A 21,667-nucleotide genomic window follows, 5' to 3' on the forward strand; every position below is an offset into this window, starting at 1 on the left:
TTTATTCACGCTTATGTGCACTGGATCAAAAATTTTTTATTTCGATCATTTTCTTATTTGAATTATATGCTGAATCGATTCAGTATGAAAGCTGAAAGGATTCAGCAAATTTTAAGTTTAGTCACATTAACGAAAAAACCTCTTATGTATTACTCAATATATATAAGTAACTTTATCAATACGTGGCAAAGCAATTAACATTTGCTGAATTTTTTCACTTTAAAGCTGAATCGATTCAGCACAATCAAAAATAATTTCGACCGTTAATTATTAATACGGCTAAAAGAGAGACGTATCATGCTAACTATCACCACTCAAGAAGTGACGCTGACACAATCGGCATCAGATAAATCAACGGCAATTAAGAATATTGCCGCGACGTTAACTCAACAAGGTTATGTGGAGTCTGGATATGTCAAAGGCATGCTGACCCGTGAAGAACAATCTTCGACCTTTTTAGGTAACGGTATCGCCATTCCACACGGTACGACTGATACACGTGGCCTAGTACAAAAAACCGGCGTAAGCGTTCACCACTTCCCAGCAGGTGTGGATTGGGGAAATGGTACGGTTTATGTCGCGATTGGTATTGCTGCAAAATCTGACGAACACTTAGGCATTTTAAAACAGTTAACGAAAGTCCTATCAGCCGATGGTGTGGAAACGGCACTAAAAAATGCCAAAACGGAGCAAGACATCATCGATATATTAAGTGGCCAAACTCAACTTACTGCAGATTTTGATGCTTCATTAATTCAATTGAAATTTCCAGCCAGCGATATGCTGCAAATGACAGCCGTTGCCGGTGGTCTACTCCGCAATACAGGTTGCACAACTGATGAATATATTTCTGAGATCATCACCAAAGCACCAACTGAATTAGGCAATGGCTTATGGTTAATCAGCGGTGGTGCCGGCGTGCATCGCTCTGCCATGTCATTTGTTTCAACCGCTAATGATTGTGAATTTGAAGGTAAGCCAGTTAAAGGATTAATTGCCTTTGCTGCTTGTAATGCAAGTCATAAACCTCTACTAGATAAATTAACTCAATTGATTTTATCCCAGCGTCAAAATGACATTTTAGATTCAGATATCAATCACTTACTTGAGCTATTCGACCTCACTGAAAAAGCACCAGAAATCAATGAAGATGCGGCCAACACAGCCGTATTTAAAATCAAAAACACTCACGGCTTGCACGCTCGCCCTGGCGCGATGTTAGTAGCCGAAGCTAAGAAGTTTGAATCTACGATTCGCGTTGAAAACTTAGATGGCGAAGGCGGCAGTGTGAATGCTAAAAGCTTAATGAAAGTGATCGCATTAGGGGTAAAACATGGTCACCGTCTGCAATTTACTGCCGATGGTACCGATGCCGAGTTAGCACTCACTTCGATTGGTAAAGCGATTGAATCAGGCCTTGGTGAAGGTTAAGGAAGTTGGTATGTCTATCAAAAAAACGTCATCTAAAAAAGTGGTCACGATTACCTTAAACCCGGCCCTTGATTTAACTGGTCAGTTAACCGATAACCTCAGCGTTGGTAGTGTCAGCCTAGTATCGAGCAGCACATTGCACCCTGCAGGTAAAGGCGTCAATGTCGCGAAAGTACTTTCTGATTTAGGTGCAGATGTGACGGTCACTGGTTTCTTAGGTGCCGATAACCAAGAAGCATTTTGTCAGTTATTCAAAGAAATTAACGCCAACGACCGTTTTATTCGCGTCTCTGGAGCCACTCGTATCAATGTCAAATTGGTCGATCAAGCCAGTGAGGTAAGTGACATTAACTTCCCTGGTGTCGAAGTCGATCAAACCGCTATTGAAGCTTTCGAAGCCACCCTTGATGAGCTTGCCAATGATCATGATTACTTTGTGATGGCGGGTAGCCTACCCCGTGGCATTAGTCCAGAGCTTTGTGCCCAGTGGATTGAATCGCTACATCAAAAAGGCAAAAAAGTGATTTTTGATAGTAGTCGTCAGGCACTAAAAGCAGGTCTGAATTCTCACCCTTGGCTCATTAAGCCCAATGATGAAGAGCTTTCAGATCTAATTGGAAAAGAGCTACATAGCATCGAAGATTACCAGCAAGCCGCGCAAACTTTGGAATCAAAAGGCATCGACAACATTGTGGTATCCATGGGTTCTAAAGGCGTGATGTGGCTAAACCAAGGTCAATGGCTACAAGCTAAGCCGCCCAAAATGGCAGTAGTGAGCACAGTAGGTGCTGGTGACACTTTGGTTGCTGGACTGATTTGGGGGCACATTAACCAAGATTTGGACAAAGACAATTGGCCACAACAGCAAATTCTAAGCTTTGCTACAGCATTATCAGCATTAGCGGTTACTCAAACAGGCGTTGGCGTAACCGACCTTAATACCGTGAAAAACCTACAACAAAAAATTCGCACTGAAACGAACTCTCGTATATAGAAGAGCTAAGGATATCCTATGAATATTGCCATTATAACTGCATGCCCAAGTGGCGTTGCCAACAGCATTATCGCCGCTGGTGTACTAGAACAAGCAACTAAAGCATTAAACTGGAATTCAATCATTGAATGCCAGTCTTCCCTCATTCCTGGTAGCGAACTAACTCAAGAACAAATTGATCGCGCTGAAGTGATCGTCATTGCAGCCAATACTGCCGTTGATACGACGCGTTTTGTCGGCAAGAAAGTGTACCAAGGTGATATCAACTCTAGCTTGAATGATGCACAAGCTTGGCTTGAAAATGCCGTTAAGCAAGCAAGCGTATTAGAGCAATGCTCCACACCTACTGAGCAACCACAAACTAATAGTCAAGCTAAGATCGTCGCGATTACCGCTTGCCCTACGGGTGTCGCTCACACCTTCATGGCAGCGGAAGCGCTAGAAGAAACCGGTGCGAAACTTGGTCACAAAATTAAAGTAGAAACTCGTGGTTCAGTTGGTGCAAAAAATCAACTGACCGATCAAGATATTGCCGAGGCTGATCTCGTCATAATTGCAGCAGATATCGAAGTACCATTGGACAGATTTGTAGGTAAAAAGTTATACAAAACCAGCACAGGTTTGGCTTTAAAGAAAACCGAACAAGAATTTGCCAAAGCTTTTGAGCAAGCTACACCACATCAAGCCGGTCAACAATCAAGTTCTTCTAGTGCATCTTCAGAAGAAAAAGCTGGCGTCTACAAGCACTTAATGACCGGTGTTTCTCACATGCTGCCATTAGTGGTTGCCGGTGGTTTGGCAATTGCTCTCTCATTCGTTTTCGGTATCGAAGCCTTTAAAGAAGAAGGGACGCTAGCGGCAGCCTTAATGACAATTGGTGGAGGTTCAGCCTTTGCATTAATGATCCCGGTTCTGGCGGGGTTCATTGCATTCTCCATTGCCGATCGCCCGGGTTTAGCTCCTGGTTTAATTGGCGGTATGCTTGCTAGCTCAACAGGTGCAGGCTTCATCGGCGGTATCATTGCCGGTTTCCTAGCCGGTTACGCAGCTAAATTTATTGCTGAGAAAGTGAAGCTACCGCAATCAATGGAAGCGTTAAAACCAATTCTGATCATTCCATTATTAGCGAGCTTATTTACGGGTCTTGTGATGATCTACATTGTCGGTGGCCCGGTTTCAGGCATTATGACCGCAATGACTGAATTCCTAAATAATATGGGTTCAGCTAACGCAGTACTACTTGGTATTATCCTAGGCTGTATGATGTGTTTCGACTTAGGTGGCCCAATCAACAAAGCCGCTTACACATTTGGGGTTGGTCTATTAGCATCGCAAACTTACGCACCAATGGCAGCGGTAATGGCCGCAGGTATGGTTCCAGCGCTAGGTATGGGCCTAGCGACATTCTTAGCCAAAGATAAATTTGCTCAATCTGAACGTGAAGCTGGTAAAGCATCTTTTGTTCTGGGTCTGTGCTTTATCACAGAAGGTGCGATTCCATTTGCTGCGAAAGATCCAATGCGCGTAATCCCAAGCTGTATGGCGGGCGGCGCATTAACCGGCGCACTTTCTATGCTATTTGGTGCAAAACTAATGGCACCACACGGCGGCTTGTTTGTATTATTAATTCCAAATGCAATTAGTCCTGTGCTTTTATACCTTGTGGCAATTATTGCCGGTACGGTAGTAACCGGCGTGACTTATGCCTTCTTAAAAAACAAGGCTGAAGCTCAGGCAGTTACGGCTTAATTGATTAGTTGCTTAACTTAAATTCTAGCCATCACTTTACAGTGTAAACCGCGAGTCATATTGCATGGCTCGCGGTTTTTTTGTTTTCAAATAAATATACCCATCAGATCCATAAAGATCTCAAAATTTAATCTATCTCTCTTTATATTTTTGCAAAGTATGTGTTTAACCTCAGATCTGCATAAGAAATTGCTTTTCTAGCCGAGTCACTTTAATACTCGGCTTTTTTCTTGAAAAGTATAAACAATTAATCCTGCGACTAAATTCACCATGAAGCTAATACAGTTTCTGTGTCTAGTATGCTCTATCTGGGAGATGTTTTTTAATTGGTCAAACACAGCTTCGGTAATAAACCTCTTCCGTAACATTAACTTACCCTATAACTTCATAGCCTTAGGTTTCATATTTTTCCTAGAACCAGTGATAAAGTTACTCTCTTTTTGAGCGAATTCATCATGTAATATTTCTGATACGTAGCCCTTATCTCCGTAGAGATTTCCCCATAAATCTCTACACATATCACTGGTTCAAGCAGACAATGCGTAAGAAGCTCCGCATTGTTGCTATTCTTATGACTTTGTTAACCCAGCCAAAATCACATCCAAAATGTATTGGTGATTATCCTTTCTGGACACCTCGTCACGTTCATAGCAAAGTGCTTCTTCTCCTTCTGATGCAAGAATTTTAATGCCACGTTCAGTACATTCTGCGAACGCACTAAACTGAGTTGCACTGGGGATTTCTTGATGTGTCACATTGGGAAGAGCAACGAGTGATTTAGCAGGTGTCAGTGCGGGATGTTGCGAGGCAGAAAGTGTCATTACGGTGATGGTATTGTTCATCAAGGCCAGAGTTTTGGAGGCAAAGGTTTTCGTTAACTCAGGGTTGATAACGACGACCGATTTCAGTTTGTTTTCAGACTGAAACCGGGGGAATTTTTGATCCGGGGTGTTGGTAATATCAACGTTATTTTCACGTAACCAATGACAGTCTACATTGGTGGCGTTGTGACACGATGTTCGGTATTTTTCGGGGCTTATCTGTGCACCGGAGAGCATCAGCATAGATGTGCCGCCCAGAAAAAAGCCGACCCCCTGCACTTCATCAGTATCTACACCTCCGGACAATATCTCGACCGAACTTAATTCATTCAGCCCAAGCACCAAATCACTAGTCCTGAATGTGATTTCATCAACAGCCATTTCTGCATTGATTTCGTTCGGTGCAGGAGGCTTTGGTACAACAACGACATAACCTTGTTGCGCCAGGCTCGAGGCTATCCAACCACTGTGGGAAAATGCTGACCGTATTCCACCCTGCGACAAAAGCACAACGGGAAATTTTCCACTTGCTAACGGGGCATCTAACTGCGTTTCGACTGATTTAAAAATGTTCCCCCTGCCAAACGTGAAATTGTTTTTTTCGTTCGTTGTAGGATACCAGTAATAGACTTCTACATATTTGTCTCTGTCTTCGCTGAATACCGTTTTGACTGTTAGCCCAGAATGGTATTTTGGCTGCTTCGCACTAACACTGACACACAAGGTACTGAGTAGAAACAACATTATTATATTGGCTTTCATTTTTCCTTCCCTCAACCTATCAAGATATTACTCAGTACGACATATGGGAAATAATGTGCAGGAAATTATTCATATATTTTTGCCAAACATAGCAATAAAGTTACTCGGAGTCGAGTAATCCAAAGCAAGTGTTTGCTATGGACTGCTCCAACACACTCTTAGACGTAAATAAGTCACATCCGCCCTCCCTTGGCTGTAAATCTTGATGCCAAGTATTTTTCATTGGTAAAGGGAGGGCGTTCTTTGTACTTCCTTTCTGTTTAGTCAAATGCATCGAAGGGAAGCTGGATGGGTTAGTTACGCTAAACTACTTTGGGAAAAACTTGTAGAACAAAAGGTAAGTTGCTACAACAGCGACAAAACATTTTGAACTTTATTGTCATTTGTAAGCTTTAATATCCTCCAACACCAAGGGTATAAATTGGTATTCCAATATGAAATCAGTACAATTGCTCCGTTTATTTAATTCGAGTCGCTGCTATGTCTTGTTTCACCGCTTTTACTACTGACGTTTCTGATATCGACTTACCAGAAAAGTTCACCTTTCCATTTTGCTATGAGCCACATCCATTAAGCCAAATTGCCGCCAAACAACTACAGCAGTATTTAGAGTCTCAAGCGGATTGGCAACATGACTTTGGTTTTGAAGAAAGCCGCAAGGAAGCCGGTAAAATGTTTGGGGTACTAGTGGTAAAAAACGCTCAAGAAGAACTTGGTTTTTTATCGGCATTTTCTGGCAAACTGGCTGAGAAGAATCACCTTCCTCATTTTGTACCACCAGTTTTTGATATGCTTACCGAAGGCAGCTTTTTCCTTGAAGGCACTGCGCCGATTAATAAAATAAACCATAGAATTAAACAGCTTGAATCAGAGCCTGAACTTGCTTTATTACAACAAACTATCCGTGATTTTAACCAGCAAGCACAACAAGAAATAGAAGCATTACGCCTTTCGATAGTAGAAAGCCGCAAGCAAAGAAAAGCATTACGCAAACAAGCCGAAAACCAACATCAAAATAACCAGATTGACGATCAAGACTTACAAGCTATCTTTGCGGATTTAGGCAAACAAAGCGTGGCAGAAAAAGCACAACAAAAGCACTTAAAAGCGCATTGGCAACAGCAAATAGAAGAAGCGGAACAACAGCTACAGCAAAAAGTGGCAGTGATCGAACGATTAAAACAAGATCGCAAACAACAATCTGCCAAACTACAACGAGAATTATTTGCTCAGTACCAATTTCTCAATCAAGACCAACAATCCAAATCGCTACTGGATATTTTCGAGACTACCGCCAATCCAACGCCACCAGCAGGCTCAGGAGAATGTGCTGCGCCTAAGCTTCTACAATATGCTTTCGCGCATGGCTTTACGCCTATTTGTTTGGCTGAATTTTGGTGGGGAGCCTCACCGAAGTCGGAAATTCGCCAACATAAGAAATACTACCCTGCTTGCCAAAGTAAATGTCATCCTATTCTTTCTCACATGCTAGAAGGTATTGAACTCGACGAAAATCCTCTGCTTAAGAATCACGCTGAAGGCCAAGACATCGACATTATTTATCAAGATGAAGCGATAGTAGTCGTCAACAAACCCGCAGAGTTCTTATCGGTACCCGGTGTGAATGTAAAAGATTCAGTCTACACTCGCTTGCAAGCACTCTACCCTGATGTAGAAGGTCCATTTGTACTGCACCGCCTGGATATGTCGACGTCTGGTTTACTGGTTTTTGCACTGACCAAACGTGCCAATAAAGGCCTACAAAAACAATTTATTACCCGTGGTGTCGAAAAAAAATATGTCGCACTACTGGATGGGAAATTATCAGAAACCAGTGGTGATATTGATTTACCGTTGTGCGGCGATTTAGAAGACAGACCAAGACAAATGGTGTGTTTTGAGTACGGAAAACCAGCGCAAACCCATTGGCAATTAGTCGAAACACTAACCATTAATGGTTTAGAAAAAAGTAAGGTGTATCTCTACCCGAAAACTGGCCGAACTCATCAGTTAAGGGTCCATTGTGCCCATCAAAATGGTTTAAACATGCCTATCACAGGTGATGACCTATATGGAGAAAAAGCCAACCGTCTGCATTTACATGCGCAACAATTGGCTTTTGATCATCCCTATACCAAAGAGAGAATGGTATTTGAGGTAAAAACTGGGTTTTAATTAATTAACAACAATTAACCGCGATAATATCTCTGAGGCACAAACGGCATTTTTTCGACTGTCATTGGTAGTTTTTTACCACGTACATCCGCAAAAATCTCAGTGCCAATGACTGCAAACTCAGTAGCAACATAGGCCATTGAAACCGGTTTTCCAGCAGTTGGACCTGCAGTACCACTCGTCACAATACCTATTTCATTATCATCAGCATCAAACAGTTTACAGCCTTCTCGCACCGGCGCTTTGGTTTGTCCAACCAAGCCAACACGTTTACGTCTGACCGCTTTTGTAGCAATTTGCTCAAGAATGATATCAGCGCCAGGAAAACCACCAGCACGTTCACCATCAGCACGACGCGGTTTGCTAATGCCCCATAATAGGCTTGCTTCAACTGGTGTAGTGGTCGTATCAAGATCATGACCATATAAGCACAAACCACATTCTAAACGCAATGAATCACGTGCACCTAAGCCAATCCATTCCACTTCTTCACAAGCAGTCAGCTTATTCGCCAATTCCGCCGCTTTATCACTAGGAACCGAAATTTCGTAGCCATCTTCACCTGTGTAACCTGAACGGCTAATAATGCATTCTACGCCATCGATATCGATCACTTGCACATCCATAAACAGCATCTCAACCACTTGTGGTTGAAAACGTGCTAACACCTCTGCCGCTTTCGGACCTTGCAAAGCTAATAATGCACGATCTTCAATCACTTCAAGTTCCACACCTTGCGGTAGGTTCGTTTGCAAATGAGCAATGTCTTGCTCTTTACACGCCGCATTGACTACCACAAAAAGATGATCTCCAAGGTTTGCCACCATAAGATCATCCATAATGCCACCTTGATCATTAGTAAAGAACGCATAGCGCTGTTTACCTGATGGAAGATCGATAATATCAACTGGCACAAGTGCTTCTAACGCCGCAGCTGCACCTTCTCCTCTCAAACGTAATTGCCCCATATGAGAAACATCAAAAAGACCGGCTGCATCACGAGTATGCAAATGCTCTTTTTTAACCCCAAGTGGATACTGCACTGGCATTTCATAGCCCGCAAATGGCACCATTTTTGCCCCAGCCTCTACATGTACATCATACAAAGGTGTTTTTAGACATACGTCTGAAGTATGTTGATCTGTCATTTATCCTCCATCAGGCTCACGCCATTGATAACAGCCGAAACTATTTCGTTTCTTTAATTGTGACGTCTTTCCCTGAGAAATAGTCACGAGTTAATTTAAATACCACTGGGCTTAGTAACACCAAGGCAATTAAGTTTGGAATCGCCATCATAGCGTTCATGGTATCGGCCAGTAGCCAAATAAAGTTTAATGAGCTCATCGCACCAACTGGCACGGCAAGTACCCATACAATACGAAACGGTTTAATCGCTTTGGTACCAAATAAGAATTGGACACATTTCTCACAATAGAAGCTCCAACCCAAAATAGTCGTGAAAGCAAAAATAGCCAACGCGATAGCCACAATCACATTACCAAACGAGAAAGTACTACCAAACGCACTTGACGTTAACGATGCGCCTGTTTCGCCCGACATCCATTCGCCAGACAAAATGATCGCAAAACCGGTAATTGAACATACGATGATGGTATCAATGAAAGTACCGAGCATCGCAACCAAACCTTGTTTCACTGGGTTCTTGGTTTTTGCGGCTGCGTGAGCAATCGGCGCAGAACCTAAACCGGCTTCATTGGAGAACACACCACGAGCCACACCAAAACGAATAGCAGCCCAAACCGCTGCACCAGCAAAGCCACCTTGTGCCGCTACTGGGCTAAAGGCACTTTCGATGATCAAAGCAAATGCGGCTGGAATATCTGAAATATGGGCAATCATTACCCCTAGACCGGCAACGATATAAAACAACGCCATTAGAGGAACCAGCTTACCCGCCACTTCAGAAATACGTTTGATACCACCGATAAGAACCAGACCAACCAACAACATTAACACAACGCCAGTGATCACAGGAGAGACACCAAAATTACTATCTAATGCATCTGCAACCGAGTTAGCTTGTACACCATTCCCAATACCAAAACCGGCAATTGCACCAAAAATGGCGAATAGCGTTCCTAGCCATGTCCATTTTTTCGATAAACCGTTTTTGATGTAATACATCGGGCCACCGACATAATTCCCATATTCATCTTTTTCACGGTACGTCACCGCACATACCGCTTCTGAATATTTAGTTGCCATACCGACTAACGCAGTACACCACATCCAAAACAATGCACCTGGACCACCGAGTGCAATGGCGGTTGCCACACCAGCAATATTACCGGTACCAATAGTGGCAGAAAGCGAAGTCATTAAGGCGTTAAATGGCGTAATGTCCCCTTCCGATGAACTGGTGCGCCCATTCCATAACAACTTAAAACCTTGCGGTAGTTTTAAGATTGGCATAAATCTTAGACCGAGCATTAAAAATAACCCGACACCTAAAATAATAACCAGCATTGGGACGCCCCAGACAACCCCATTAATAGCAGAAATAAAATTGGTTAACGCTTCCATATGAAGTCCTTTCTCTTATGATTATTCACTTATGCCCACAACAAGAACACAAATCGAACCAGAGCCATGCAAAAACCACTCCATAGAGCATACTCTGAATGATTTCATAATAAGCATGAAAAACGATCGTACCTAGTAAGAATCATAAAATTGTGAAAAAACACTCATTTTTGTAACAAATAAACAACATTATGCTTATTTAGCGGTAACCCACAGTATTAATGCATCGTCATCACTGACAGAAATCAAGGTATGCCCCATACTGGCATCGTAGTACACGCTATCGCCTTGTTTTAATTCAACAGGTTCATAAAATTCACTATAAAAGCGCACCTCCCCTTCCAGCACGAGCAAGAACTCTTCACCATCGTGGCGAATCCATTCTTGATAATCATCAAAGTTGCGTGAGCGAATTCGGCTTTTAAACGGCACCATTTTCTTATTGGAAAGTTGAGTCGCCAATAATTCGTGCTCATAAGTTGTCGTTGGATGAGGTTTACCTTCACCTGCTAAAGTCACGTCACGTCGACCAATAGCACTGGCTTGTTTTGGTGGCTCAAAAATTTGTGGGATCGGCATATCCAATCCAGTCGCCAATTTTTGCAAAGCCTGAAAAGTCGGAGAAATTTGCTCGTTTTCGATTTTAGATAATGTCGAACGCGCCAAGCCTGTGCGCTTACTCGCTTCTTCTAGCGTTAGCCCCATCTGTAAACGGATATCTTTCAAACGCTGCCCTAAATTCAATGGCGTTAAGGTTTGATCAGGATCGTCTGACTGAAACGTCATCTGTTTATTTACTAATTCACTTTTTACACTCACCGATGTCCCCTATCGTGCTATCCCTTTTTCATTGCTTTAAAATCTAGGATTTCACTAGATATACCCAAATGACTTAGGGTTAAAGCAAACGATTGCCTAAACAGTCTACCGATTCAAAATATCAGATTAAAGGGAAACTATTTCCTAAAAGGTGCGTTAGGTAACAAAAATGGAAATCTTGTTTCTTATAGGAAACTTTTGGTTGAATAATCGACTTGTGAAAAGTATGTTATGGGTAATCGCATGCAAGAATGGTAAGGCTTGAAAGGAAATATTTCTCGCCAACTTCCGTTCTTTTTAAATACACATTCAATGACTACACTAATTAACACGATCGTTTTGCCGACCCAAAAGCAAACGATTGCGCGATAAATCATTGATTAGAAAAACTTTCTATTTTTAGGAGCAAATAAAATGGACATGACTCTAAAATTTACCGAAAGCCACGAATGGGTTCGTGATAATGGTGATGGTACAGTAACCATCGGTATTTCTGAACACGCTCAAGAAATGCTAGGCGATGTGGTTTTTGTTGATCTACCGGAAGTCGGTGACACCATCGATGCCGGTGATAGCTTTTCTTTAGTGGAGTCGGTAAAAGCGGCGTCGGATATTTATGCTCCTGTGACAGGTGAAATTGTTGAAATCAACGAAGAGCTAGAAGACAGCCCTGAACTTATCAACAGCGAATCTTATGAAGGCGGCTGGATTGTTAAAGTGAAGTTAGATGACGCCTCTGAATTAGATAACTTGCAAGGTGCGGAAGATTATCTGGCGAGCATTGAAGAAGAGTAATTACGTTTCTCGTAACTAGGACGCTGCGCTGCTCGGGGCTTGGAAAAGAAGGCTGTGGTTAAACGCTTCGAGACACGAGTAACGAGAAGCGCAGCGCTCGAAAATCGAATCTACATTCAAAAAGTCAGCCTTTATTCGCTGGCTTTTACTTTCATTCAGGTAACACCATGACTAATCTAATCAATGATTTATGTAACAGCCAAGAGTTTATTGGTCGCCACAATGGGCCGAACTCTAACGATCAACAAGCCATGCTCGATATCATTAACTCACTCAGTGATAGCAAGGCAGATTCACTTGATCAATTAATCGAACAAACCGTTCCGGCTAACATTCGCTTGCAAGCGCCTATGAACTTAGACGCACCAATGAGCGAAGCAGATATGCTGACAAAAATAAAAGGCATTGCACAGCTTAACAAGGTGCAACGTACTTTTATTGGTCAAGGTTACTACAACACTTTCACGCCAAACGTTATCCTGCGTAATGTGCTTGAAAACCCAGGTTGGTACACCGCTTATACACCTTATCAACCAGAAATCTCTCAAGGTCGTTTAGAGTCTCTACTTAACTACCAACAAATGGTGATCGACCTAACCGGCATGGATATCGCCAATGCTTCTCTTCTTGATGAAGCCACCGCTGCCGGTGAAGCGTTGACTTTATGTAAACGTGCTGGCAAAAGCAAAAGTAACGTGTTCTTTGTGGCTGATGATGTGCATCCTCAAACCATCGAAGTCGTCAAAACACGCGCTGAATTCATTGGTTTTGAAGTGATGATTGGCAATATTGATAGCCTACCTCAGCAAGATGTGTTTGGTGCGCTACTTCAATACCCAAACACTACAGGTGAAGTTCGTGATTTAACCGATGTAATCACAGCGGCTCAAGCCAATAAAACACTGGTGACGGTTGCCACTGATCTACTGGCCTCTACTCTATTAAAACCAGCGGGTGAAATGGGTGCTGATGTCGTGATTGGTAGCGCACAACGCTTCGGCGTACCCGTTGGCTACGGCGGACCACACGCAGCCTTTATGGCAACCCGTGAAAAACACAAACGTACCATGCCAGGCCGTGTGATCGGTGTGTCTATCGATAGTAAAGGCAAACAAGCACTACGCATGGCAATGCAAACTCGTGAGCAACATATTCGCCGTGAAAAAGCGACCTCAAACATTTGTACTGCTCAAGCTCTACTTGCCAACATGGCTTCTTTCTATGCGGTCTATCATGGCGCTGAAGGTTTACGTACCATCGCGCGCCGCACTCACCACTTTACCGCGATCCTTGCAGCTGGCTTACAATCAGCTGGTCATAAGTTAGTACACCATACTTTCTTCGACACCATCACGATCGACAGCCAAGAACAAACCGAGCGTTTATACCAAGCGGCGCAACATGCGGGTATTAACCTACGTAAGCTACCATCTCAAATTGGTATCAGCCTGGATGAAACAACTAAAGTAGAAGATATCGAAGCGCTATTTGCTGTGTTCTCGGTAGAAGGCAAAGTGGAAGATTTCTCCAGCAAAATTGCCGCCGATGAATTTTCAGCCATTCCAGCCGATTGTCAGCGTACCTCTGAGTTCTTAACTCACCCAGTATTCAACACCCATCGTAGCGAAACCCAAATGATGCGTTACTTGAAGAAACTGGAAAACAAAGATTTCTCCTTAACACACGGCATGATCCCATTGGGTAGCTGTACTATGAAACTCAACGCAGCCGCTGAGATGCTCCCGATCACTTGGCCAGAGTTTGGTGCAATCCACCCATTCGCGCCATTAGAGCAAGCCGCTGGCTACACAGCCCTTGCTGATTCTCTGAAAAAACAACTGTGTGAAATCACCGGCTACGATGAGTTTTCTCTCCAGCCTAATTCCGGTGCTTCTGGTGAATATACAGGCTTAATCGCGATTCAACGCTACCACCAAAGCCGCGGTGAAGGTCATCGTAATGTTTGTCTAATTCCAAGTTCTGCACACGGCACCAACCCTGCTACTGCTTCTATGGTATCCATGAAAGTGGTGGTGGTAATGTGTGATGAGTACGGCAACATCGATATGCAAGATCTTGCTGCGAAAATCGATAAACACCGCAACGAGCTTTCAAGCATTATGATCACCTACCCATCGACTCACGGTGTGTACGAAGAACAAGTGCAAAAAGTCTGTGACATGGTACATGCCGCTGGCGGTCAGGTTTACCTGGATGGTGCCAACATGAACGCACAGGTTGGCTTAACGAACCCGGGCGTGATTGGTGGTGACGTTTCACACTTGAACCTACACAAAACCTTCTGCATTCCACACGGTGGGGGTGGTCCAGGTATGGGACCTATTGGTGTTAAATCTCACCTTGCTCCATTCTTACCAGGTCACATTGAAAATGGCGTTGAAGGCAAAGACTACGCGGTTTCAGCAGCAGATCTAGGTAGTGCTTCTATTCTACCGATTTCATGGGCTTACATCACCATGATGGGCGGCACAGGCTTAACCGAAGCCACTAAGATCGCCATTTTAAATGCTAACTACATCATGGAGCGTCTACGCCCACACTACCCCGTGCTTTACCGTGGTCACAATGGCCGTGTCGCGCATGAATGTATTATTGATATTCGTCCGCTTAAAGACGCAACCGGCATCAGCGAAGAAGACATTGCTAAACGCTTAATGGACTACGGCTTCCACGCACCTACCATGTCATTTCCTGTAGCGGGAACCTTAATGGTTGAGCCAACGGAATCGGAAGACAAAGCCGAGCTAGATCGCTTCTGTGACGCCATGATCGCCATCCGTCAAGAAATGGACAAAGTACAACAAGGTGAATGGCCGCTCGACAACAACCCGTTAGTCAATGCGCCACACACTCAAGCGGACTTAATGAGCGATACTTGGGATCGCCCATACACTCGCGAAGAAGCTTGCTTCCCATCGGCTCAAGCCAAAGATGCCAAATACTGGCCAACCGTCAACCGTGTCGATAACGTCTACGGTGACCGTAACTTGATTTGCTCATGCCCGAGTATTGAGAGTTATCAGTAAGGGTTTATAAAAAGCTAAAATGATAAAAGCGAGTACTGAGAAGTGCTCGCTTTTTTGTTGGGGTTTGTATTGTAAATTGCTCTAGAGAAGGGACGCTCCATATAGCCAATTTAAGACAACTGCTGCAATTTATGCTCAACCAACAAATCATCTGGTGCGATCTTCTTAGCGACTTCTAAAAGCTTTAACGCATCTTGCGGGTTATCTTGCTGGTGCTTGGTCGCAATCTCTACCAGTGGTTGAATATCAATGGTCTTCTTATGTTCTTTGACGTGGGCTCTTTTCTCATCAATTAACACGTTATGTGCGGTGCTCAATAAACCTAAACGATGGGCAGAGTTTACATTCGCTTTATTGAGGCTATCGTAGTATTCCTCTTTTAAGCGCAACGTTTTGGTTTGATGGCGAAACTGAGCAATATCGATCTGTTGGTGACAAATAAAATCCACCGCAACTTGTTTATAAAAACCAAACTTATTGAGATAGGTGGCGTGGGTACCGTGGCCCATGCCGAACACTCTTAAATGGGTCAGTTGTGGATAGCGTTTGGCATGTAGACGGTCGATGTCATTGGTTGGATCATAAATAATATAACCCTGAGCATCACCAAGATCTAAATCGTGGTAATCCCCTTGCCAATCAAATTGTTGGGCGAGCTCAGTACTGCTTCTGTCATCCCAAGGTACAAGATCTTTATTTTTGGTACTGACAGGATGAAACAACAATACTTGATCCAATTGCAGCAATTTTGCGAATGCCCCGATGGCAAAACCACCGCGGCTTAGCCCGTAACCTAAGCGAGACTCAAACGGTGCTAATAAGGTAGATAGTTGCTCTAGGAAGAAAATTAAATTACGGCTACGAAACCAATTACTTTTGCCTAGATGCTGGAAAGAGAGGATATTCACATTTTGCTTTTGAGCAAGACTGTAACCCCAAGGTGCAAAGTCTGAGTGTAAATCTTGTTGCTGTAGATTGGTGCCGGCAGGCGAAAAGGTAAACAACAATGGTTTGTTTAAATCGACAAACTCATATTTAACAAAAACATCGTCTAGTAAGTCTTCTCCTGTTATTGGTAGCCTCGCTTGTTGCTCTTGTTTATCAAGCGCAGACCATTCATCTAACCAATACAGTAACTTCATTTATCCTCCATCTAAACTGCCGTAAGCAATTGTTTTAAAATTATTTGTGTCGTATCTCCCATATAAGGGCGTTCAGTCCTCTTTTAAAAACTGGATTTTGACTTGTTCATTAAATTGAGAAATATCTATTGTTTGATGATGGATAAATTGCTCGACCATCTGATTATAAAAATCTCGCCTGTCTAAATTATTCGGGTGAACGCCATGCCCCATTCCCACCACAGTAAAATGGATCAGTTCTGGGTAACGTTCAGCATGGAGCTTATCGATGTCATTGGTTGGGTCATAAATAATATAACCCTGAGCATTACCTAGGTCACGATCATGATAATCACCTTGCCAATCAAACTGTTGAGCGAGCTGGGTACTAGGACGATCATCCCATGGCACCAATGATTGATTTTTGGTACTGACTGGGTAGAACAACAAAACATGATCCAGTTTAAGCAAGTTAGCGAAAGCCCCAATCGCAAAGCCACCACGGCTTAAGCCATAACCTAATCGAAGCTTGAAAGGCGTTAGCAACATCGAAAGTTGCTCAAGGAAATAAATCAAATTCGGGCTGCGGAACCAATTACTGATCCCAAGGTGCTGAAAAGCAATCACATTCACTTGATGTTGTTGGGCAAGTTCATAGCCCCAGGGAGAGAAGTTGTCATGCAGATCTCGCTCTTTCACATCCGTGCCAGAAGGAGAGAAAGTAAACAATAGTGGCTTGTTTAAATCCACCAGCTGATAGCGGACAAACACATCATCAAGTTGACTACTTCCAGAGAAAGGAAGACGGGATTGCTGTTCGTTTTCGGAAAGGGATACCCATTCATCCAACTTATACAGTAATTTCATTTATCCCTCTCACAAATTTGATGCGCGCGCACCTTAACAAAAAAAAGGGGGAGATGTAAAACGATGTGGGAAATTGAGCAGGAGTTATGAAGATAAAAAACGAGTACTTCATCTGAAATACTCGTTATATGTAATGGCTACCTTATCTTAATCTTTACAACGTCGTAATCACATCATCGAGAGCCAATCGAGCTTTCGGTAAGCCGTGATTATAATCTTCGCCATCTTTGTGGTAACCAATCGCGATGGCGACTTCACAAATATGACCATCTAACTCCGACTTGAATGACTCTCCGATTAAGGTTGAATCAACGCCTTCCATTGGAGTGGAATCAATACCTAAGCGAGCCAAAGTATGCAATAGGTTACCTAGTGCAAGATACATTTGAGCTTTAGACCAGTGACCATTAAAACCTGATTCATCGGTATTGGCATCAACGAAGGCATAAGCACCCATAAATTGATCGTACATCTCTGCTGGTAAATGGCCTGATGTCACTTCAGCATCAACCCGTTTGGCAAACTTTTCTTTGGTAAATTTTGGATCGTACGCCAAAAGAATCGTATGTGAGGCCGCTTTCGCATGTGGTTGGTTAAACTGGTGCATATTGGCAAACGTATCGTGAAAACGAAGTTTTGCTTCATCCGTTTCCAAAACAAGGAATTTCCAAGGCTGAGAATTAATCGATGATGCCGATAAACGAATCGCTTCTTTAATGATAGCCATATCTTCTTGAGAGATACGCTTTTCTTCATCATATTTTTTTGCAGTGTAACGGTTGTTTAGATCTGTGATGATTGGATGAGACATCTTGATACCTTATTTCAATACAATGTAGATTACAGCGCTAAGGGAAAAATCAACCAATGCGCTAACGTTGAAAGCAATCATACGTGAAAGTTTAAAATTGATAATAGAGTGATTTGTTGAATTACTTTATAGATTTTATTGAAAATGATTGGGGTATGATATTTACAACTTACAATATCCATATACCCCCCATAGAGAATCTGACCTATGAAAAAAATTATCTTAATCACTGGCGCAACAGATGGCATTGGCTTAGAAACAGCAAAATCATTAGTGCAACAAAGCCATCATGTGATTTTACATGGTCGAAATTCAGAAAAATTAAATTTACTGCAACAAACACTGAAGCAAACCGCTCAAAATAAAGTTGAAACGATCACAGCAGATTTATCAGACATCACTATGGTTAAAGCCATGGTGATCGAAGTGGCTGAGCGCTTTGGAAAATTAGATATCATCATCAATAATGCCGGGGTTTTCACCACTTCTACTCCTAAGATGCAAGATAATTTAGATGTTCGCTTCGTGGTCAACACCCTCGCTCCTTACATCTTAACCAAAGAGTTATTACCGCTATTCGATAAAACTGGTCGCGTAGTAAATCTTTCATCAGCAGCACAAACGAGTGTCGATTTAAATGCACTTATCGGGAAAACCGATCTCAACGACAATGCCGCTTATGCCCAAAGCAAGTTAGCACTTACGATGTGGTCTCGGCACTTGGGTTTAGCCTATAAAGAGACTGGTCCTATGATCGTATCGGTGAATCCCAAGTCTTTTCTGGGAAGTAAAATGGTGAAAGAGGCTTATGGTGTTGCCGGTGGCGATATTCAACTTGGCGCCGATATTTTAGTAAAAGCGGCGCTATCAGACGAATTTGCTCAAGCACATGGTGCCTATTTTGATAACGATATTGAAGCTTTTGCTATGCCTCACTCGGATGCTTTAGATTCAGCGAAGGTAAACGATGTTATAAAAACTTTAGATAGTCTTTATTCCCAATAGGTTTGCTGACTAAAGTACTCAATAAAGTAATCAATAAACGCTCGAACTTTTAACGGGGTTAAACGAGAACTTGGATAGACGGCCCAAATACTGGCATTCATATCCAGTGGATAATCTTGTAATATTTCCACCAACTCCTCATTTTCAAGATGCTGATGAACACTCCATAATGAGTTGATCGAAATACCAACACCATGAATAGAGGCATCACGCATCGCATCCCCATTATCCGTTCGAAAACGTCCTGAAGTATGCACATTCACTAGGCCATTTTCAGTTTTGAAAGCCCAGTTATCCATTCCCATTAAGTTGATACAATCATGATCCACCAGCTCTTGTGGCGTATTGGGTTCACCATTCTGTTTTAGATAATCTGGAGAGGCCACCACGATACGACGATCAGGAGCAAGCTTACGAGCAATTAACGTTGAGTCTTTGAGTTCAGCCACGCGGATCGCCACGTCAAATCCACCTTCCACCATATCGATAATCGAATCAGAAAAACGAAAATCGACGGTGATATCAGGGTATTTAGCCATAAACGCGTTTAATCCAGGGATCAAATGCATACGCCCAAATGAGGCTGGTGCAGTCACTCGTAAAGTCCCAGTTGGATTATTATTCCCAGCGCCTACCGCACCTCTGGCAGCTTCAACAGAGGCCAATACTTCTTCCGCATACGGCAAAAAAGCGAGCCCTTCTTCAGTCAACGAAACTTTGCGCGTGGTTCTGTGTACCAATCGAACCCCTAAGCCTTCTTCTAGCTTATTAATATGTGAGCTGGCGACCGCCGGAGATAAGCCTAACTCATGACCTGCCATGCTAATACTCTGACTTGAGGCTAAACGAACAAGTAATTTTAGGTGTTCTATGTTCATAGTAAATTCAATGCCGTCCATTCAGGGCTAATCATGGTTTTATTCTATCGTAAATGTTGAAACTTGTAGCGTATGGACACTATAAACAAAAACGAACACTACCATCTAAAGTGCTCGTTTTTGTTTTATTTTAAATGGTCAATTAAAACGCTGGCTCAATCGTGCCTTTAAAGGTGGTTTGGATAAAGTCACGAATCGGTTGTGACTGATAAATCTCAACGAACTTTTTATACGTTTCGTTATCTTTATCCGCTTCTCGTGAGGCAATGATCATAACGGCTAATTCCGCATCTTTTGCTTCAAAGTAGATACCTTGTGTTTTTGGATCTAAACCAGCAGACATTACGTAATTCATTGTGATCACAGACGCATCAGCATCGGTTAACGTTCTTGGTAATTGTGCGGCGTCCATTTCGATAAAATCAAACTGCTTTGGGTTCTCAACAATATCAAACACTGTCGCTTTCGAGCCTACGCCCGGTTTTAACGTAATAAGCTTAGCTTCTGCTAGTAACAATAAAGCACGGCCACTATTGGTTGGATCATTTGGAATAGTAATGGTGGCGTTTTGCGGTAAATCAGCCAAATTTTGATACTTATCGGAATACACGCCCATGCGCATCAAAATAGATCGGCCAATAGAAACTAAGTGCGCTTTCTTATTGTTATCATTAAAATTATTCAAAAAAGGTTGGTGCTGATAACTGTTTAAATCAATACTGCCATCGACTAGCGCGGCATCCGGTGTGATGTAATCAGAAAAGGTCACCACCTCCACTTTCAACCCATGTTTAGCCGCTTCCTCTGCAACCGCTTCAACCACTTGAGCGTGAGGCCCAACCGTCGCGCCCACTTTGATGACTTCCGTTTTGTCTTCTTGTCCGCAAGCGGTTAACCCTAATGCCAAAGGAAAAAGTAGTGCAAGCTTGGTAATGGTTTTCTTCATTGTCATAAATATCCCTTTTAAATAAAAATAGCCGTATAGACTTCCATAATGAGAGTACCTTAACTGAAGAAGAAAGCATAATGATTTAAGTACGCTAGGTATATTTCACATTCTGCAACGCTCAATCTACCTCCAAAGTTCAATTTATTTTTAAAGTTTAAAATTTTATTATAACCCTAGTAACCAAGAGGATATAGCATGAACAGAAAACCGACACGTACAGAAGCCATGCAAATCATCATTAATGAAGCAAAGGAGACTTTTCCTTTATATGAAGAAGATACCTTTGTTTGCGGTACGGAAGGGAATTGTATTGGCTGCCCTAAAAAGTTAATGGAACTGGTTGATTCAGAACTGTCATATTGGGAAAGTGCCCTAAGGCGTGGTGTCACCCCACAATTTGATGAAATCCGCCGTTTTGGCAAACTATGTAAAAACGTTAAACGCGGTTTAGTGCGTAACAATATTTTGTAATCCTCTCCTCCTTCTTTCTGATGCTAGCCAATAGCCTTATATACTTGAATTTTATCTATAGTGTTCTAAGTTTTAGTTAAGAGAAACTTTTGAATTATTATTAAATTTAGTGACTAAATAGCTGATATTGGCTAATTTATTTTAATTATTCACAAAATAAATGTGTAGTGTACTTAACATTTTTCAGCCAAAAGCAGTAAAAACCTAAGCAAATTGAATGTTTAAATTTGTTAGATCACTCAACATATTGGAATAAAACCACACCAAAATCGTGACAATGATCACACCAACAAAAAGTCCGCATTCTTCCCATGTGTTTAGTCCAAAATGTTTATGAAAAGATGATTAAGTAAAACCTTAGATATACCCAAATTAATTGGAGTTACAGTGAGGCGACAAGTGAATGAGACCCCATGAGCATAGCT

Annotated in this window: 17 protein-coding genes and 1 pseudogene; 8 read left to right on the top strand and 10 right to left on the bottom strand. The window is 42.4% G+C overall.

All coding sequences use genetic code 11. The features are described 5' to 3' along the window. Positions 1 to 297 precede the first annotated feature (297 nt). The 3 genes from fruB to fruA are packed head-to-tail and all read left to right on the top strand — an operon-like array spanning position 298 to position 4,174. A complete protein-coding gene (gene fruB / locus ACN0T8_RS12565; protein ID WP_417880967.1) occupies positions 298 to 1,431 on the top strand; it encodes a fused PTS fructose transporter subunit IIA/HPr protein in 1,134 nt (377 codons plus the stop codon). 10 nt (positions 1,432 to 1,441) lie between these two features. Beyond that, positions 1,442 to 2,425, top strand: coding sequence for a 1-phosphofructokinase (gene pfkB / locus ACN0T8_RS12570; protein ID WP_417880968.1), 984 nt, complete (start codon positions 1,442 to 1,444; stop codon positions 2,423 to 2,425). A gap of 18 nt (positions 2,426 to 2,443) precedes the next feature. Continuing rightward, positions 2,444 to 4,174: a PTS fructose transporter subunit IIBC gene (gene fruA, locus ACN0T8_RS12575; RefSeq protein WP_417880969.1), complete on the top strand. Its 1,731-nt coding sequence runs from the start codon at positions 2,444 to 2,446 to the stop codon at positions 4,172 to 4,174. A 206-nt stretch (positions 4,175 to 4,380) separates the two neighbouring features. Here fruA and ACN0T8_RS12580 read toward each other — a convergent pair. Further along, positions 4,381 to 4,692 (bottom strand): annotated as a pseudogene (locus ACN0T8_RS12580) (transposase). A gap of 51 nt (positions 4,693 to 4,743) precedes the next feature. Continuing rightward, complete coding sequence (locus tag ACN0T8_RS12585) at positions 4,744 to 5,757, bottom strand: alpha/beta hydrolase family protein (protein WP_417880970.1); 1,014 nt, start codon at positions 5,755 to 5,757, stop codon at positions 4,744 to 4,746. A 480-nt stretch (positions 5,758 to 6,237) separates the two neighbouring features. Between ACN0T8_RS12585 and ACN0T8_RS12590 the strand changes: the two genes are divergently transcribed. Next, positions 6,238 to 7,932: a pseudouridine synthase gene (locus tag ACN0T8_RS12590; RefSeq protein WP_417880971.1), complete on the top strand. Its 1,695-nt coding sequence runs from the start codon at positions 6,238 to 6,240 to the stop codon at positions 7,930 to 7,932. 14 nt (positions 7,933 to 7,946) lie between these two features. Here ACN0T8_RS12590 and gcvT read toward each other — a convergent pair whose 3' ends face one another. The 3 genes from gcvT to ACN0T8_RS12605 form a co-directional block, all read right to left on the bottom strand. Further along, complete coding sequence (gene gcvT / locus ACN0T8_RS12595) at positions 7,947 to 9,080, bottom strand: glycine cleavage system aminomethyltransferase GcvT (RefSeq protein ID WP_417880972.1); 1,134 nt, start codon at positions 9,078 to 9,080, stop codon at positions 7,947 to 7,949. A 40-nt stretch (positions 9,081 to 9,120) separates the two neighbouring features. Continuing rightward, positions 9,121 to 10,479: an alanine/glycine:cation symporter family protein gene (locus tag ACN0T8_RS12600; protein ID WP_417880973.1), complete on the bottom strand. Its 1,359-nt coding sequence runs from the start codon at positions 10,477 to 10,479 to the stop codon at positions 9,121 to 9,123. 195 nt (positions 10,480 to 10,674) lie between these two features. Continuing rightward, entirely contained in the window at positions 10,675 to 11,265 is a 591-nt protein-coding gene (locus ACN0T8_RS12605; protein ID WP_417881012.1) for a helix-turn-helix domain-containing protein, read from the bottom strand. A gap of 447 nt (positions 11,266 to 11,712) precedes the next feature. Between ACN0T8_RS12605 and gcvH the strand changes: the two genes are divergently transcribed. Together gcvH and gcvP are read left to right on the top strand one after the other, a co-directional pair. Then, complete coding sequence (gene gcvH / locus ACN0T8_RS12610) at positions 11,713 to 12,093, top strand: glycine cleavage system protein GcvH (RefSeq protein WP_417880974.1); 381 nt, start codon at positions 11,713 to 11,715, stop codon at positions 12,091 to 12,093. 167 nt (positions 12,094 to 12,260) lie between these two features. Then, entirely contained in the window at positions 12,261 to 15,140 is a 2,880-nt protein-coding gene (gene gcvP, locus ACN0T8_RS12615) for an aminomethyl-transferring glycine dehydrogenase (protein WP_417880975.1), read from the top strand. Between the two features lie 110 nt (positions 15,141 to 15,250). Here the strand turns inward: gcvP and ACN0T8_RS12620 are convergent, their stop codons facing one another. The 3 genes from ACN0T8_RS12620 to ACN0T8_RS12630 form a co-directional block, all read right to left on the bottom strand. Further along, on the bottom strand, positions 15,251 to 16,282 hold the full coding sequence (locus ACN0T8_RS12620; RefSeq protein ID WP_417880976.1) for a cytosolic protein: 1,032 nt from the start codon (positions 16,280 to 16,282) through the stop codon (positions 15,251 to 15,253). A 72-nt stretch (positions 16,283 to 16,354) separates the two neighbouring features. Next, the gene (locus ACN0T8_RS12625) at positions 16,355 to 17,128 is read right to left on the bottom strand and encodes a cytosolic protein (protein WP_417880977.1); all 774 of its coding nucleotides are present in this window, start codon (positions 17,126 to 17,128) and stop codon (positions 16,355 to 16,357) included. A gap of 154 nt (positions 17,129 to 17,282) precedes the next feature. Continuing rightward, positions 17,283 to 17,939 (bottom strand): NAD(P)H-dependent oxidoreductase, encoded by a 657-nt coding sequence (locus ACN0T8_RS12630; RefSeq protein WP_417880978.1) that lies wholly within the window; start codon positions 17,937 to 17,939, stop codon positions 17,283 to 17,285. A 207-nt stretch (positions 17,940 to 18,146) separates the two neighbouring features. Here ACN0T8_RS12630 and ACN0T8_RS12635 point away from each other — a divergent pair, with 207 nt between their 5' ends. Next, a complete protein-coding gene (locus ACN0T8_RS12635) occupies positions 18,147 to 18,944 on the top strand; it encodes an SDR family NAD(P)-dependent oxidoreductase (protein WP_417880979.1) in 798 nt (265 codons plus the stop codon). Here the strand turns inward: ACN0T8_RS12635 and ACN0T8_RS12640 are convergent. Together ACN0T8_RS12640 and ACN0T8_RS12645 are read right to left on the bottom strand one after the other, a co-directional pair. Continuing rightward, on the bottom strand, positions 18,932 to 19,822 hold the full coding sequence (locus tag ACN0T8_RS12640; RefSeq protein WP_417880980.1) for a LysR family transcriptional regulator: 891 nt from the start codon (positions 19,820 to 19,822) through the stop codon (positions 18,932 to 18,934). The two genes, ACN0T8_RS12635 and ACN0T8_RS12640, sit on opposite strands and share 13 nt — an antisense overlap. Positions 19,823 to 19,964: 142 nt before the next feature. Continuing rightward, a complete protein-coding gene (locus ACN0T8_RS12645) occupies positions 19,965 to 20,774 on the bottom strand; it encodes a MetQ/NlpA family ABC transporter substrate-binding protein (protein ID WP_417880981.1) in 810 nt (269 codons plus the stop codon). A 192-nt stretch (positions 20,775 to 20,966) separates the two neighbouring features. Between ACN0T8_RS12645 and ACN0T8_RS12650 the strand changes: the two genes are divergently transcribed. After that, positions 20,967 to 21,242 (top strand): hypothetical protein, encoded by a 276-nt coding sequence (locus tag ACN0T8_RS12650; protein ID WP_417880982.1) that lies wholly within the window; start codon positions 20,967 to 20,969, stop codon positions 21,240 to 21,242. Positions 21,243 to 21,667: the final 425 nt, after the last annotated feature.

Origin of the sequence: Vibrio sp., assembly GCF_048266485.1 — a bacterium.
Classification (GTDB): domain Bacteria; phylum Pseudomonadota; class Gammaproteobacteria; order Enterobacterales; family Vibrionaceae; genus Vibrio.

What these genes read in the sequence shown, in the direction of transcription:
- ACN0T8_RS12605 (WP_417881012.1), bottom strand. Translation starts at nt 11,265, where the DNA reads ATGACGTTTCAGTCAGACGATCCTGATCAAACCTTAACGCCATTGAAT.
- fruA (WP_417880969.1), top strand. Translation starts at nt 2,444, where the DNA reads ATGAATATTGCCATTATAACTGCATGCCCAAGTGGCGTTGCCAACAGC.
- ACN0T8_RS12635 (WP_417880979.1), top strand. Translation starts at nt 18,147, where the DNA reads ATGAAAAAAATTATCTTAATCACTGGCGCAACAGATGGCATTGGCTTA.
- gcvH (WP_417880974.1), top strand. Translation starts at nt 11,713, where the DNA reads ATGGACATGACTCTAAAATTTACCGAAAGCCACGAATGGGTTCGTGAT.
- ACN0T8_RS12640 (WP_417880980.1), bottom strand. Translation starts at nt 19,822, where the DNA reads ATGAACATAGAACACCTAAAATTACTTGTTCGTTTAGCCTCAAGTCAG.
- ACN0T8_RS12650 (WP_417880982.1), top strand. Translation starts at nt 20,967, where the DNA reads ATGAACAGAAAACCGACACGTACAGAAGCCATGCAAATCATCATTAAT.
- pfkB (WP_417880968.1), top strand. Translation starts at nt 1,442, where the DNA reads ATGTCTATCAAAAAAACGTCATCTAAAAAAGTGGTCACGATTACCTTA.
- ACN0T8_RS12645 (WP_417880981.1), bottom strand. Translation starts at nt 20,774, where the DNA reads ATGACAATGAAGAAAACCATTACCAAGCTTGCACTACTTTTTCCTTTG.
- fruB (WP_417880967.1), top strand. Translation starts at nt 298, where the DNA reads ATGCTAACTATCACCACTCAAGAAGTGACGCTGACACAATCGGCATCA.
- ACN0T8_RS12620 (WP_417880976.1), bottom strand. Translation starts at nt 16,282, where the DNA reads ATGAAGTTACTGTATTGGTTAGATGAATGGTCTGCGCTTGATAAACAA.
- ACN0T8_RS12600 (WP_417880973.1), bottom strand. Translation starts at nt 10,479, where the DNA reads ATGGAAGCGTTAACCAATTTTATTTCTGCTATTAATGGGGTTGTCTGG.
- ACN0T8_RS12630 (WP_417880978.1), bottom strand. Translation starts at nt 17,939, where the DNA reads ATGTCTCATCCAATCATCACAGATCTAAACAACCGTTACACTGCAAAA.
- ACN0T8_RS12590 (WP_417880971.1), top strand. Translation starts at nt 6,238, where the DNA reads ATGTCTTGTTTCACCGCTTTTACTACTGACGTTTCTGATATCGACTTA.
- gcvP (WP_417880975.1), top strand. Translation starts at nt 12,261, where the DNA reads ATGACTAATCTAATCAATGATTTATGTAACAGCCAAGAGTTTATTGGT.
- ACN0T8_RS12585 (WP_417880970.1), bottom strand. Translation starts at nt 5,757, where the DNA reads ATGAAAGCCAATATAATAATGTTGTTTCTACTCAGTACCTTGTGTGTC.
- ACN0T8_RS12625 (WP_417880977.1), bottom strand. Translation starts at nt 17,128, where the DNA reads ATGAAATTACTGTATAAGTTGGATGAATGGGTATCCCTTTCCGAAAAC.
- gcvT (WP_417880972.1), bottom strand. Translation starts at nt 9,080, where the DNA reads ATGACAGATCAACATACTTCAGACGTATGTCTAAAAACACCTTTGTAT.